Source organism: Desulfovibrio desulfuricans, from assembly GCF_004801255.1.
GTDB lineage: Bacteria > Desulfobacterota > Desulfovibrionia > Desulfovibrionales > Desulfovibrionaceae > Desulfovibrio > Desulfovibrio desulfuricans_C.
Genome location: NZ_CP036295.1, coordinates 2,836,943 through 2,850,161, shown reverse-complemented (window position 1 = coordinate 2,850,161; position 13,219 = coordinate 2,836,943). Strand labels below are relative to the sequence as shown.

Annotated in this window: 11 protein-coding genes; 3 read left to right on the top strand and 8 right to left on the bottom strand. The window is 59.6% G+C overall.

The window, feature by feature from the left end; genetic code table 11:
* Window positions 1-6 precede the first annotated feature (6 nt).
* The 3 genes from DDIC_RS11975 (at window position 7) to DDIC_RS11965 (ending at window position 5,580) form a co-directional block, all read left to right on the top strand.
* On the top strand, window positions 7-3,213 hold the full coding sequence (locus tag DDIC_RS11975; RefSeq protein WP_136400654.1) for an efflux RND transporter permease subunit: 3,207 nt from the start codon (window positions 7-9) through the stop codon (window positions 3,211-3,213).
* Window positions 3,210-4,751 carry an efflux transporter outer membrane subunit gene (locus tag DDIC_RS11970; RefSeq protein WP_136400653.1) on the top strand — a complete coding sequence of 514 codons (1,542 nt, stop codon included), beginning with the start codon at window positions 3,210-3,212 and terminating at the stop codon, window positions 4,749-4,751. Before DDIC_RS11975 ends, DDIC_RS11970 begins: the two co-directional genes overlap by 4 nt.
* A gap of 166 nt (window positions 4,752-4,917) precedes the next feature.
* Window positions 4,918-5,580 carry a hypothetical protein gene (locus tag DDIC_RS11965; RefSeq protein WP_136400652.1) on the top strand — a complete coding sequence of 221 codons (663 nt, stop codon included), beginning with the start codon at window positions 4,918-4,920 and terminating at the stop codon, window positions 5,578-5,580.
* A gap of 73 nt (window positions 5,581-5,653) precedes the next feature.
* Here the strand turns inward: DDIC_RS11965 and DDIC_RS11960 are convergent, their stop codons facing one another.
* The 8 genes from DDIC_RS11960 to flhA all read right to left on the bottom strand — a co-directional run bounded on the left by DDIC_RS11960 (window position 5,654) and on the right by flhA (window position 13,158).
* Window positions 5,654-6,079: a hypothetical protein gene (locus tag DDIC_RS11960; protein ID WP_136400651.1), complete on the bottom strand. Its 426-nt coding sequence runs from the start codon at window positions 6,077-6,079 to the stop codon at window positions 5,654-5,656.
* On the bottom strand, window positions 6,076-6,396 hold the full coding sequence (locus tag DDIC_RS11955) for a hypothetical protein (protein ID WP_136400650.1): 321 nt from the start codon (window positions 6,394-6,396) through the stop codon (window positions 6,076-6,078). The genes DDIC_RS11960 and DDIC_RS11955 overlap by 4 nt, the downstream gene beginning before the upstream one ends.
* 156 nt (window positions 6,397-6,552) lie before the next feature.
* Window positions 6,553-7,215, bottom strand: coding sequence for a flagellar basal body-associated FliL family protein (locus DDIC_RS11950; protein WP_136400649.1), 663 nt, complete (start codon window positions 7,213-7,215; stop codon window positions 6,553-6,555).
* A 281-nt stretch (window positions 7,216-7,496) separates the two neighbouring features.
* The gene (locus DDIC_RS11945; protein ID WP_136400648.1) at window positions 7,497-7,877 is read right to left on the bottom strand and encodes a chemotaxis response regulator CheY; all 381 of its coding nucleotides are present in this window, start codon (window positions 7,875-7,877) and stop codon (window positions 7,497-7,499) included.
* 77 nt (window positions 7,878-7,954) lie between these two features.
* On the bottom strand, window positions 7,955-8,737 hold the full coding sequence (locus tag DDIC_RS11940; protein WP_136400647.1) for a FliA/WhiG family RNA polymerase sigma factor: 783 nt from the start codon (window positions 8,735-8,737) through the stop codon (window positions 7,955-7,957).
* Between the two features lie 156 nt (window positions 8,738-8,893).
* Window positions 8,894-9,706 carry a MinD/ParA family protein gene (locus DDIC_RS11935; RefSeq protein WP_136400646.1) on the bottom strand — a complete coding sequence of 271 codons (813 nt, stop codon included), beginning with the start codon at window positions 9,704-9,706 and terminating at the stop codon, window positions 8,894-8,896.
* 33 nt (window positions 9,707-9,739) lie between these two features.
* Window positions 9,740-10,783, bottom strand: a complete 1,044-nt coding sequence (locus tag DDIC_RS11930) for a flagellar biosynthesis protein FlhF (protein ID WP_136400645.1) — start codon at window positions 10,781-10,783, stop codon at window positions 9,740-9,742.
* Between the two features lie 269 nt (window positions 10,784-11,052).
* On the bottom strand, window positions 11,053-13,158 hold the full coding sequence (gene flhA / locus DDIC_RS11925; RefSeq protein ID WP_136400644.1) for a flagellar biosynthesis protein FlhA: 2,106 nt from the start codon (window positions 13,156-13,158) through the stop codon (window positions 11,053-11,055).
* Window positions 13,159-13,219: the final 61 nt, after the last annotated feature.

Here is a 13,219-nt window from a genome sequence, read left to right as displayed (position 1 = left end):
TAGCATATGGCTGTTTCTACAAAGCCGAATTTCTTTTTGCGCAGGCCGGTACTGTCGGCCGTTATTTCTATCGTCATAACCCTGGTGGGCGCGCTGGCCATGAAGGCCCTGCCCATCGCACAATACCCCGACCTTGTGCCGCCCACGGTCAACGTGAGCGTGTCTTACCCCGGCGCTTCAGCGGAAACCATCGCCTCTACGGTTCTGGCTCCCCTCGAAGTGAACATCAACGGCGTGGAAAGCATGCTTTACATGACTTCCACTGCCGCCTCCGGTTCCGGTTCGGGCAGCATCAACGTGTACTTCAAGTTGGGGACCGACCCCAACATGGCCCTGGTCAACGTCAACAACAAGGTTAACCTTGCCCAGACCACCCTGCCCGAAGACGTGCGCCGGCAGGGTGTTACAGTCGTCAAGCGTTCGCCCGCCATGCTGCAGGTGTTCTGCTTTTACTCGCCAAACGGCCAGTACGACGGCGTGTTCATCCACAACTGGGCTCAGGTCAACGTTGTTGACGAACTCAAGCGCGTGGCCGGCGTCGGCGACTGCTCGCTGTTTGGCAGCATGGACTACTCCATGCGCATCTGGCTGCAGCCAGACAAACTGGCCAAGTACGGCCTCTCCGCCAAACAGGTAAGCGCGGCCATTCAGGAGCAAAACTCGCAGTACGCGCCCGGCCGCCTGGGCGACATGCCCACGGCCGATTCCACCGAGCTCACCTGGCAGATCGACACTCAGGGTCGCCTTGTAACGCCCGAGGAATTTGGCGAAATCATCATCCGCACCGGACAGGACAGCGCCATGCTGCGTCTCAAGGACGTGGCGCGTATAGAACTGGGCGGCAAGGACTACAGCGTCCTTTCCCGATACAACGGCATGGTGGGCCGCATGGGCGCCGTGTATCTGCTGCCGGGCGCCAACGCCATATCCACGGGCGACCTCGTCAAGGCAAGGCTGGAAGAAATCTCCAGCCGCATGCCCGACGGTCTGGCCTACACGCTGCTGGTGGACACCAACGACTTTGTTATGGAGTCCATCAAGGAAGTGGTGAGCACCCTGGTCGAAGCCATGATCCTGGTGTTCATCGTCGTGTATGTGTTTTTGCAAAACTGGCGTGCAACGCTCATTCCCTGCATTGCCGTGCCCGTATCCATTATCGGTACGTTTGCGGGCCTGTTCGCCTTTGGTTACACCATCAACACGCTTACGCTGTTCGCCCTGGTGCTGGCCATCGGCATCGTGGTGGACGACGCCATCGTTGTGCTTGAAAACGTCGAACGTATCATGAGTACGGAGCATCTGCCGCCCAGAGAGGCGACAGCCAAGGCCATGAACGAAGTTACGGCCCCGGTTGTCGCCATTGTGCTGGTGCTGTGCGCCGTGTTTATCCCTGTTTCGTTCATGGGCGGCCTTGCCGGGCAGATGTACAAGCAGTTTGCCATAACGATCTCGGTGTCGGTTGTGCTTTCGGGTATTGTTGCGCTGACGCTCACCCCGGCGCTCTGCGCCCTGCTGCTCAAGCCGCATGCCCATGATCATACGCCGGCCAAGGGCTTTGTGTGGTTCAACTATATGTTTGGCCGCATCACCCGCCGCTATGTGAACGCCGTGCGCTTTATCAAAGCCTCCGGCCTGCGGGCGCTGGCGCTCTGCGCGCTCATGTTTCTGTGCATAGTATGGCTGTTCCGCATTGTGCCTGGCGGGCTTGTGCCCAACGAAGATCAGGGCTACCTGCTGGGCATGGCCATCCTTGACGACGGCGCAGCCCAGCCCCGCACCACTGCGGTAAACAAGGTGCTCAACGACTTCTTGCTCAAAAACCCCGCGGTCTTGAGCGTGGGTACGCTCTCCGGTCTGGACATCACGTCCATGGCGGCCAAGAGCAACTACGGTACGTTCTTTGCGCTGCTCAAACCCTGGGACGAACGCAAGGATCCCAAGGACTCGGCCGACGCCATTGTAAACACGGCGGGCGCAGTTACCGTCATGCAGCCTGAGGCCTTTATCCTGGGCTTCTCGCCGCCGCCTATCAGCGGCATGAGCACCACGGGCGGCTTTGAAGGTTACGTGCAGATGCGCGGCAGCGGCAGCCTCAAGGACATGGAAGACGCGGCCAACAGACTGGTGGCCGAGGTTACATCCACAAACGCCGACGGTTCGCCCAAGTATCCCTCCATCGGCATGGTGCGCAACCTTTTTTCCACCGGTTCGCCCCAGCTTTACGCCAACCTTGACCGCGAGCGCTGCAAGGATATGGGCATCAGCATCGCCGATGTGTATGCGGCCATGAGTGCTACCTTCGGCAGCGCGTACGTCAACGACTTCAACCTGATGGGCCGTACCTTCCAGGTGCGTATGCAGGCCGATGCGGAGAACCGCGTGCTGCCTGACAGCCTGAACGACATATTCGTGGCCAACAGCGCTGGCGAGATGATTCCGCTGACTGCGGTAATGAGCCTTGAACGCCGTACCGCCCCGCAGGTGGTGGAGCGCTATAACGTGTTCCCCGCTGCGCACATCATGGGATCGCCCACACTGGGGTATTCCTCCGGTCAGGCGCTCCAGGAAATGGAAAAAGCCGCGTCCGTGGTGCTGTCCTCCGACTACCAGCTGGGCTGGGTGGGTTCGGCCCTGCAGGAAAAACTGGCCAGCTCCGACACCACCGTCATTTTTGTACTGGCGCTGATCATGGTCTTCCTGATTCTTGCCGCGCAGTATGAGTCATGGTCGTTGCCGCTCTCGGTGCTCACGGCCGTGCCCTTCGGCGTGTTTGGCGCACTGGTGGCAACCTGGGGCCGTGGGCTTTCCAACGACATCTACTTTCAGGTGGCGCTGGTTACCCTGGTTGGTCTGGCCGCCAAGAACGCCATTCTTATCGTGGAATTCGCTGTTGAAGCATGGCGCGCCGGGCGCAGCCTGGATGCGGCGGCCATCCATGCTTCAAAGCTGCGTTTCCGGCCCATCGTGATGACATCGCTTGCCTTTATTCTCGGCTGCGTACCGCTGGCCATCAGTACGGGAGCTGGCGCCAACAGCCGTCACGCCATCGGCACGGCGGTTATTGGCGGCATGCTGGCGGCAACGTGCATAGCCACGCTGTTTGTGCCGTTCTTCTTTAAGGCCATCATGCAACTCTCACTGAAACTGCAGGGAAAAACCGACCCCAATCTGGGCAAGGACCACCTTGCGGAAGACCAGGAGGACGACATATGAGCGTGTTCCGCAAGGCGGCAGGTATAACGCTTAAAACACCAGCCCTGGTGCTGGCCCTGACAGTGCTGCTTTCGGCATGCTCGCTTGCCCCGCATTACGACAGGCCAGATCAGGAAATGCCCAAGCAGTGGCGGTCTGTGGACATGGGCTCGGCCCCTCTCCATACCGACTGGTGGAACAGGTTCAACGACCCTGTTTTGACCGAGCTGGTTGAAGAAGCCCTGAAGAATAATCAGGATCTGGCGCAGTCCATGGCCAAGATCGAATCGGCCGCCGCACAGGTGGGCGTCGGCACGGCCGCGCTTGCGCCTGCGGTTACGGGCACTGGTTCGGCCACGGCTCAGGGCGCGTCGGAAAAAACCGCCAACACAGTACCCTTTGACCAGAGCAAGCTTGCACGTTCCAACACCTCCTATCAGGGCGCCCTCAGCGCGTCGTGGGAACTGGATTTCTGGGGCAAGGTGCGCAACCAGTACACCATGCTCAGCGATGTGCTCATGAGCACGGTTATCGGTCACGAAGCCCTCAGGCTTTCGGTGGCGGGGCAGACGGCCCAGGGCTACTTTGCCCTGCTTGCGCAGGACATGCAGCTTGAAACCTCGCGCCGCACCCTGAAGTCACGCGAGGATTCCTTCCGGATTTATACCGCCCGCTACAAGCAGGGCGACATTACAGAGCTTGACTGGCAGCGGGCCCGTGCCGAGGTGGAAACCGCCCGTGCCCAGGTGCATACGAGCACCGTGACTGTGGACAAGGCCGAGGCCGGTCTGGCCGTGCTGCTAGGGCGCTCGCCGCGCGAAATCATGGACCGCGCCATGAAGCGCGGACAGGGCATCAACTTGCTGCCCGCGCCGCCGGTACTGCCCGCCGGTCTGCCTTCAGACCTGCTGGAACGCAGGCCCGACATCCGCGCCGCAGAGTTCTCCATCATGGCGTACAACGCCAACATCGGCGTTGCCCGCGCGCAGTTCTTCCCGTCCATATCCCTCACGGGCATGCTGGGAACCTTGAGCGCCTCGGTGGGCAACCTCTTTACCGGACCAGCTGGGGCGTGGAGCTACGGCGCGACGGGTACGGTTCCGTTGCTCGATTTTGGCCGCAACTGGTATAACCTCAAAGATGCCGAGGCCCAGAAAAAGGCCGCCATTGCCGTGTACCGCAAGACCGTGCAGTCGGCCTTTGAGGATATTCGTACGTCGCTTACCTCGCAGCGCGAGGCTGACCACATCGTGCGCAGCATGCAGGTGCAGGTTGAAAGCCTGCGGCGCGCTGTGCAGATTGCCCGTCTGCAGTACGACAACGGCTATACCGACTACCTGACGGTGCTGGATGCGGAGCGTCAGCTGTTTGCAGCCGAGCTGCAACTGGCTACAGCCCTGCGCGACCGGCTCGACAGCGTGGTCAGCGTGTGCATGGCCCTTGGCGGCGGCTGGCAGGATGCGGGCACAAGCCCAAGCTTTCCGGTTGTGAACACTGAAAAACTGCTGCAGGAACAGACAAGCATGCGCATGGCCGCGCCTGCGGGCAAAACAGAATAACAGACTGCTGGCGGCAATGCTCTTTGCCGCAGACAGTTTATCAGCGGGAAAGGCGTCGTAAGGCGTCTTTCCCGTTTTTGCATTTACAGCGGCCCGGCGGCAGGCTGCGGCCAGGGGAAAAATGACAGGCTTTACATACATGCCTTGCCTGTCGTAAAGGGAAAACATGGACAGAAAATTGCCCGTATTTTTTCTTATTCTTTTTGTCGCGCAGCAGGTGTTATGCGCGCCTCTGGACGTGCGCGCCCAGGAAGCCAGCCCCCCGGGCGCAAAGAGCGCCGACCTGGCTGGCGCATCCGCCAAGCACCGGCTGGACAAAAAGGTTGCCGTCAAGGCAAAGCGTAACGAAGCAAAGGGCAAGGAAAAAAGTTCCAAGGGCATCCACGCGCCTGCATGGGCCTTTGGCAGCGCCTCGCAAAGCCGGGAGGCCTTGCGCGAAGGCGTAAGCACTTCTGATCTGCAAAAAAGAGCGGTGGGCGACGAGGCTGCCAAGGATAATTCGATCAACACCACCTCGGGCATCAACTCGGCCCTGAAAAGCGCAAACGCCAAGAACGAACGCAAAAACGGGCTGGCGCTGAGCGTGGGGCAGGAGGAATCGGGCTGGCGCAAAAAAAGCCAGCTAGAGCCGGAAGCCGCTGACGAAAACGTGCCCATGCAAAGCCGCCATGTGGTGCGGGCGTATGCCGATGTGGATGCCGGGGATGACCTGAACGTCAGCGTAGGGCCAGAGCTGATTCTTAAGGATGAACAGCGCGAGCGGGCCGCGGCCAACAAGCAGCCGGACTCCGCCCTGGGTATGGGCATGCAGTTCAAGCTGGGCTTTTAGCGCAAGAAGGCCAGCGCTTTCAGCCTGGCGGCGTGTGTTGGGCATGAGCCCGCTTGTGGGCAGGCCTGGGTTTTTACTGCACTTCCTGCGCCAGAATCAGATCAACCTCATCCACGCTAAGACCGGCGTTTTTGGCAATCTGACGGCTGTTGAGTCCTTTGCGGCGTCCGTTCAGGATCAGTTCGCGCAAAAACTGGGGCGATCGGCTGATACCCTCGGCCTGTTCCAGCAAGCGGCGCAGTTCATGCGTGCGTTCTTCCAGCTTTTCATCCAGATTCCGCAATTCAGCCTGTCGCTGGGCAAATGTGGCCACAATTTCCTTTTCGAGCCGTGCGTTCATCTCTATGCGCGCGAGCAGGCTTTCCTGATTGCCCTGCAGTGCGTTGAGCAGGGCTTCGGAGCGCCGCAAACGCAGATAAAAAACAAGCACGCCGCCCAGAATGGCCAGCTCAAAGAGAGAAAAAAGCGCAACCAGCGCAAACAGCAGGGTGTCGTTCATACTTTTATGTTCAAAAGGTTGCCCACCAGAGGAGATGTTATTTCGCCGGTTGCAGGTTCCGGCTCCGGCGGTGGTGGTCTTCGTTTTCTGCGGCTGCCAAACTGGGGAGCGCCGCGTTTTTCCGCATCCGGCGTGAGTGCGGCCTGATGGCTTGGGTCGGTCTGGGCTACCTGCTGTTGCTCCTGCTTTGCCATGGCGGCGGCAAGCACGCGCGACATGGCCGTCGATGCCTGCGGGGCAACGGCGGCGGCATTGCTTACAGAGGTTGCCAGGTTAGTCTGGGCATACAGCACGGCCATTGTGGCGTCAACGCTCATGGCTGCCTCCTGCTGCCGTGTGCGCGGTGCTGCCTCGCCTGCAAACGCCCTTTGCGTACCGTGGGGTTGATACGTCTCGCGGGTTGTGGCGGCTGTGGTGCGGCTGCGGCAGATGCCGGGCCGCCATGCACGTGAGCAACGGCTAGCTAATGTACCCTATTCATTTAAATAGCTTTCAAACAAAATGTCATCGATGCGGCCCTGAGTAAGATAGTCGTTGAGCACGCCGCCGAGGTCTTTTTTGATAGTGGGGACACTGGCAGGGTCAAGCAGAAATGCGTCGGATTTGCTGCTCAGGTAATAGTACAGGGCATCGCGCAGGGGGATGAGCTTTTGGTCTATTTCCATGCCCACCCGGGGGCTCTGGCTCACCGTAGAAAATTTACAGATCAAAAAGCGCGCGCCTTTGGCTGTTTGTCGGGGTATGACAAAGGGCGCCAGTTCCTTGACGCTGTCGGGCTTGGCGGTGGGCGACTTGGCCGAGGGCACCACGATCACCTCCGGCTTGACGGGGTCCTGCGGCGGGGGCGGCGGGGTGCGCAAGACAAACCACCATACGGCCACGGCCGCCACCAGCACCACAAGCAGGGCAGCAGCGCCCGCAATGAGCAGCTTTTTCTTTTTGCTGGGCGCGGGGGCTTCGGCAGGCACCTGCAGGGGCGCTTTGTCGGTTTTGGCTGGAGGGGGAGACTCCTGCTCCTGCAAAAAAGGCGCGTCGTCCAGATCAAGCTCAACTTTGCGCAGGCTTGTATCGGGGCTCACTGCAACCTGCAGTTCGTCCTTGGCGGGGGCTTCTTTGGTCTCTTGTTTTTCAGCCACGCGTCACTCCTGACGGCCACGCCCAAAATACCAGACGGTCACTGGCGCTTATGTTGCTGTCAACCGCACGCCGCCAGCATGGCGCAGTGCTGCAGGCGGTAGTTTGCGGCGTGCGCCGCCTGCTGTGCCCTTTCCCCGCCATGCAAAGACGTGCAGGGCGCAACGAGCCATAAAGTCAAATACGGGCCTGCAAAAGACCCGCCCCCGACCAGGTAGCGCTGCGTTGCGCCAACCCCGGCCAGGTGCGGGCCGTCAAAGCCAGGGAACCGCTGGTGCAATGCCTAGGGAAAAATTTTGTCGATCTTCTGCTTCATGGTGTCTGCAGTGAAGGGTTTGACAATGTAATTGGAAACCCTTGCCTGCACCGCTTCGATGATATTTTCCTGCTGGGCCTCGGCAGTGACCATCAAAAAGGGGATGTTGGCAAACTGCTCGCTTGCGCGCACCTTGCGCAGCAGGTCGATGCCGGTCATCTGCGGCATGTTCCAGTCAGAAACGATAAAGTCGATTTTTTCGCGGTTCAGGACATCCCATGCCGAGGTGCCGTCGTCTGCTTCCACCACGTTCTGAAAACCGAGCTGACGCAGGATGTTGCGTACAATGCGACGCATGGTGGAGAAGTCGTCAACCACAAGAACACGCATGTTGGGATTGTAAGGCATGAGAAAAACTCCTTGAAGCTTCGTCAATATCGGTTTGCAACAGACGTTGCAGCCGTACGCCACTGTCTGTTGTAAGCTTATATTTCAGAGCCTTCGCCGTAGAGATTATGAAACTCTTTGCGAAGGCGGTTCAGGGCCTGTGAATGCAATTGCGAAACACGTCCTTCGGTAATGCCCATAACTTCGGCAGTTTCGCGCATATTAAGCTCATCTGTGTAATACAGCGACAGTACCAACTTTTCCCTTGGCGTCAAGCGGTCTATCAGTGGCGCCACGCGCTCCACAAGCTCTCGCAGCGCCGTGTTGCGGTAGGGCTCCCCGCCGCCCTCCGGCCCCTCGCCCGACAGCGTGTCCTGAATGGCGTCGAGCGAAATCCAGAGCTGGTTTTGCAGGGCTTCAAGCCCCTGACGCACGTCGCGCAAGTCGAGGCCGGTGATCTTTTGCAGTTCGTCTTCGGTGGCCTGGCGGCCATGCTCGTGCTCAACCTTGCGCATGGCCTCGTCAAGCACGCGCACACGCTGGCGCAACGAACGGGGAAACCAGTCGAGACGGCGCAACTCGTCAAGCATTGCTCCCTTGATACGGCTTTCGGCGTAGGTTTCAAAGCGTATACCCAGCTGCGGCCTGAATTTGCCAAGGGCCTCCATGAGCCCGAGCGTGCCGGAGCTGATCAGTTCGCCAAGCTCGACGCTGCGCGGCAGTTTGGCCTTGAGCCGTAACGCAAGAAAGCGGATCTTGGGCGCATAGTGCCGCACCACAGATTCCTGCTCTGCAGGCGAAAAGTTCTCCCAAGGGGTTGCCCCGGTTTCGAGCGCTTCCCAGGGGCAGGGAGATTGCGCTTGCGCTGTGCCGGTCTTCATGATGGTTTCCTTTGGATCTGCCTCTTCTACCCCGTGGCATTTGCATGCCGGTTGTGCTGCGCTCCACCTGCCCGCCAAGGCCGGTTGCGCCGCGTTGTCACACGTTGAGGTTGCTGTGCGTTGTTTCTGCCGTGGAAAAAGCCTGACTGCGCGGAACTAGCGGAAGAGCAGCTTTTTCCAGAAAAATTTGATATTGCCGTCCAGGTTTTCGGGGGCTTCCCAGACGTTGATGTTCTTGGCCAGCGCCATGGTGGCCTTTGCCGCCGGGCTTTGCGGATCGCTGATGCAGAAGGGCAGCTGCTGCACCACGGCCTTGCGTACGCCCGTATCACGCGGGATCACGCCCACAAGCTCCAGCGAAACGCCGCTCAAAAAATGGTCGCAGGCCTGATGCAGCCGCACAAACATGTCCTTGGCGGTTTTGATGTCAGGGGCCATGTTTACGCAGACCTTGAACCGCTCTACGCCATGGTTGTTTTTGAGTACCTTGATGAGCGCGTAGGCGTCGGTAAGCGATGTGGGCTCAGGGGTGAGCACCACCAGACGTTCCTGCGCCGCCATGTTGAAGTAGAGCACATTGTCGCTGATGCCCGCGCCCGTATCCACAATAAGAAAGTCGAGCCCGTCTTCCATTTCGTCCACGGCTTCCAGCAGTTCGAGCTTTTGCCCGGTGGAGAGCGTGAGCATTTCGCTCATGCCCGACGAAGCCGGCAGTATGGAAAAGCCATACGGCGTGGGAAAAAGAATGTCCGCAAGGGTGGCCCCTTCGTGAAACAGGTGAAAGATGTTTTTTTGCGGTGTCAGCCCAAGCACCACGTCCACATTGGCCAGGCCGAGGTCGGCGTCAAGAAGCACCACCTGCTTGCCCAGCTGCGCCAGGCAGATGGCAAGATTGACCGAAATGTTGGTCTTGCCTACGCCGCCCTTGCCTGAAGTGACGGAAAATACCAGAGGGAAAGTGCCGCTCATCTGTCTGCTCCACATGTTAAGGTCCGGGCCGCGCTAGGCGGCCTGACCAGGAAGTTGCCTTTTAAAAATAAGACGCCAGACCAGCGGCTCGGTGGCCGGGGCAAGGCTTTCCTTGAGTTCAGCGCCGAAAGACAGGGCTGAAACCGGCAGGCCCGCCGCACAGGCCACATTCACTATGTTGCCAAAGCTGACGGCTTCGTCCAGCTTGGTCCATACAATGGAACCCGGCCCGTCAAACTTGTAGCGCTGCAAAAAAGCCTGTGTCTGCAGCGCGTCAAAAAATGGAGAGAGGGTCAGATGCGTGGCCGACTCCACCGTGTCCAGTCCCAGGTCGGCCTTCCAGCTGGCAAGGTTGCCGTTGCGGTCAAGGCCGGGAACATCAATAAAAATAGCGCTTGCCTCGCGCGCGGCGGCAAGTGCGTGCTCCATGGAGGCCTTGTCGGGCGCTTCCATGTACGCAAAATTTGAAAGCTCCGCCCAGTGGCGCAATATAAGCCTGCCGTTGCCGCGCAGGCAGTCGGCGTTGATAAAGACAATGCGCGCTTCCGGGTCGTGTCTGCGCAGGTGCAGGGCAAAGCGCAGGGCCGTGGTAGTTTTGCCAAGGCCAAAAGGCCCGGCCATCAGGTGGATGCGCTGCCGCCAGTGCTCCGCCCCCCAGGCCTTGACCGGAACCATGTCGCACAGGCACTCAAGCACCGATGCGCCAGGCTCGGCCAGCAGCCGTTTGTAAAGGTCGACGGCCACGGAGTCAGAGACCCCTTCGCGCTGCAGATATTCCAGAGCTACGCGCTGCCGGGGCGTGAGGCGCTCAAGCTGGATGGCAGGCTTCATCAAGGCGAATATCTGGTCCTTGAGCTGCATCCATTCCTTGTGCCATTCGCCCCAGCCTGCGGGCGCGCCTGCTGGCTGGGCGGCATCGGCCTTGGGGCGCTCGATGCCGGCAGTTATTTCATGGCAGACGGCACCGTTTTTGCGGTAGGTGCGGTTGCCCAGGATAACGGCGTCAGGCCCCATCTCGACCTTGATTCTGGCCAGAATTTCCTGTGATGTGGCACCTGTGAACGTCTTTACCTGCATGGCCCATTCCTTTGCCTGACGGTTCAGTATCGCCAAATGGCTTGCTTGCGCCGTTTGTTTGACGACATTCTGGTATTTGCAAATTTGGGGCCAACAGCTGGGGCATTATTGCCCACAAGAACAAAAACGCCACAGGGAATTTTTCCCATACCAACAATAGCCGCTGGGACGCCAAAAGGCAATTTGCCCCGGCATCGCCGGGGCATGCAAACAGCGCGGCGCCGCAGACCCAAGGTGCTGCGGCGCCGCGCGCATATATGGCGGGTGTATTACTCGGCGCTGACCGTGCCTACCGACTGCAGCCGGATGTCGGGCGGAATTTCTGCCTGTGAAATAACCGGAACCGTAGGTAAAAATCGCGTGATGATCTGCGCCAGATGCGGCCTGATCAGGGGCGTTACCAGCAGCACGGGCTGGGCGTCGGATATGACGGCGTTATCCACGGCTGCGCTGATGTTGTTGACCAGGCGCTGGGCCACGGCCGGGTTCATGGAGAGAAAGACCACGCCGTTGTCCGCATGGCGTATGCCCTCCTGCACCAGCCGTTCGGCATTGGGCGCGAGGGTAAGCACGGAAAGCGTGCCCTGACTGTCCAGATAGGGACGCACAATGGCCCGCGAGAGTTTTTCGCGCACGTATTCGCCCAGCGTCTCGGGATTTTTGACGCCGCCGCCAAAGTCGCCCAGGGTCTCTACAATGGTCAGCATGTCGCGCACGCTGACGTTCTCGCGCACCAGCAGCTGCAGCACTTTTTGCACCACGCCCAGAGGCAGCACGCCGGGGACCAGGTCTTCCACCGCTTTGGGCGAATGTTTGGCCACGGTGTCCAGCAGGCCCTGCACCGCCTGACGGTCGAGAAAGTCGGCCAGATGACGCTTGAACACTTCCGTCAAATGCGTGGCGATGACCGTTGCCGGGTCGACCACGGTATAACCGGCGAGCATGGCCTCCTCGCGCTGGCTGTCGGGAATCCACAGCGCGGGCAGGTTAAAGGCCGGTTCGCGGGTTTCGATGCCGCTGATCTTGGTGGTCACGTTGCCGGGGTCCATGGCCAGAAAATGGTCCACCAGAATTTCGGCGGAGGCCACCTGATTACCCTTGATCAGCAGGGAATACTGGCCCGGCTTGAGCTGCAGGTTGTCGCGCAGGTGCAGCGAGGGGATGACCACGCCCATGTCCAGCGCAAACTGGCGGCGTATGGAGCGGATGCGGGCAAGCAGGTTGCCGCTCTGCTCCTCGTCCACCAGGGGGATAAGCCCGTAACCTACCTCAAGCTCCAGCGTATCGAGGGGCAGGAGCGCCTGCACTTCTTCGGGGGTGTCGGCGGTGCCCGATCCGCTGTTTTTCTTTTTCTTTTCTTCGGCCTTGGCCTTGTTGGCGGCTTCCTGATCCTTGTTTTCGGTGAGTCGGCTCACGGTAAAAATAAGAGCCGAGATGATCAGAAATGGTATGGTCGGCAGACCGGGAACAAGGGCAAACAGCAGCAGCACGGCCGAGACCATCTTGAGCGCCCGGCTGTTGAAGGTAAGCTGGGCCAGAAATTCCTCGCCCATCTTGGCTTCGGACGCGGCGCGTGAAACAAGCAGGCCCGTGCCGGTGGAAACAATGATCGAAGGGATGGTGGAAACCAGCCCGTCGCCGATGGTCAGCAGAGAGTACGTGGTGAGGGCCGTGTTCCAGTCCATGTCCTTTTGGGCCATGCCGATGATGATGCCGCCCACGATATTGACCAGGGTAATGAACATGCCCGCGTTCACATCGCCCGAAACGAACTTGCACGCACCGTCCATGGCGCCGTAAAAATCCGCCTCTTTGCGCAGACCCGCGCGGCGGGCGTTGGCCTGTTCCTCGTCGAGGATGCCCGCGTTGAGGTCGGCTTCAATGGCCATCTGTTTGCCGGGCATGGCGTCAAGGGTAAAACGGGCGGCCACTTCAGCAATACGCGAGGTACCGGCCGTGATGACGACCTTGTTGAGGATGAACAGGATCATAAAGATGACCGCGCCCACCACATAGCTGCCGCCCACCACAAACTGGCCGAACGCGCGGATGACCTCGCCTGCGGCGTTGGCTCCCATGTTGCCGTTGAGCAGGATAAGGCGGGTGGAGGCCACGTTGAGCGCCAGCCGCAGCAGCGTTGTGATCAGCAGCAGCGAAGGAAAGATGGTGAACTCAAGCGGAGTGGTCATGAACATGGTTGTTATGAGCACCAGCAGCGATATGGAAATACTCACGCAGAGCATGATGTCGAGAAAAAACGTGGGCAACGGAACCAGCATGACGAACAGGATGATGACCACGCCGCCTGCGAGGAATATTTCGCCGTTTTTGGAAAAGCGGCTGTAATCAAATTGTGGAAGTACTGCGGCAGCCATTTTTATGACACCTCTCTGCGTTGGTTCCCTGATGCGGGTTCAGACCAAAAAACTGGGGCCT